The following is a 438-nucleotide window of genomic DNA, read 5'->3' as shown; positions in this document are numbered from 1 at the left end:
TTCCTACACTGTGTACCGCTGGGAGTGCGCTGTGCGCGCTTCGGTGGTCATGGGTTTCGTCGGAGCAGGCGGACTGGGTCAGCAGATCGACCTGTCGATGCGTATGTTCGCAGGCGATGAGGTGGCAAGCATGCTGCTGACCTTCTTGTTGCTGGTGCTGCTCGCTGATCAGCTCAGTCGCCTGTTGCGCAGGCGGTTCATATGAAGCGCACGGGCAACCTGCTGCTGTTGCTGGCGATGGTTACGGCAGTGATCGCATCGTTTGTGTACCTCGGGCTGGACCTGTTCACCCTGGGCAGTCACGACAACCTGACGCAGATGGGCCGTTACGCATTGCGCTTCATGAGCCCGGACCTCAGCAGTGAGCATTTGCAGGCAATCGGCCAGGGCGCTCTGGAAACGCTGGCCATGTCGGCACTTGGCACGTTGCTGGCTGCC

The 438-nt window shown here is 60.7% G+C and carries 1 protein-coding gene and 1 pseudogene; both read left to right on the top strand.

What is annotated here, in order from left to right:
• Positions 1 to 205 (top strand): PhnE/PtxC family ABC transporter permease (locus ALO43_RS29230; RefSeq protein ID WP_412778925.1); only part of this gene is annotated, 205 nt, incomplete at its 5' end.
• A pseudogene (locus ALO43_RS18755) lies at positions 202 to 438 on the top strand (phosphonate ABC transporter, permease protein PhnE); the annotation flags it as partial. The gene ALO43_RS29230 and the pseudogene ALO43_RS18755, both read left to right, overlap by 4 nt.

This window comes from Pseudomonas tremae (assembly GCF_001401155.1).
Lineage (GTDB): Bacteria > Pseudomonadota > Gammaproteobacteria > Pseudomonadales > Pseudomonadaceae > Aquipseudomonas > Aquipseudomonas tremae.
This window is presented reverse-complemented; position numbering and strand designations above follow the sequence as displayed.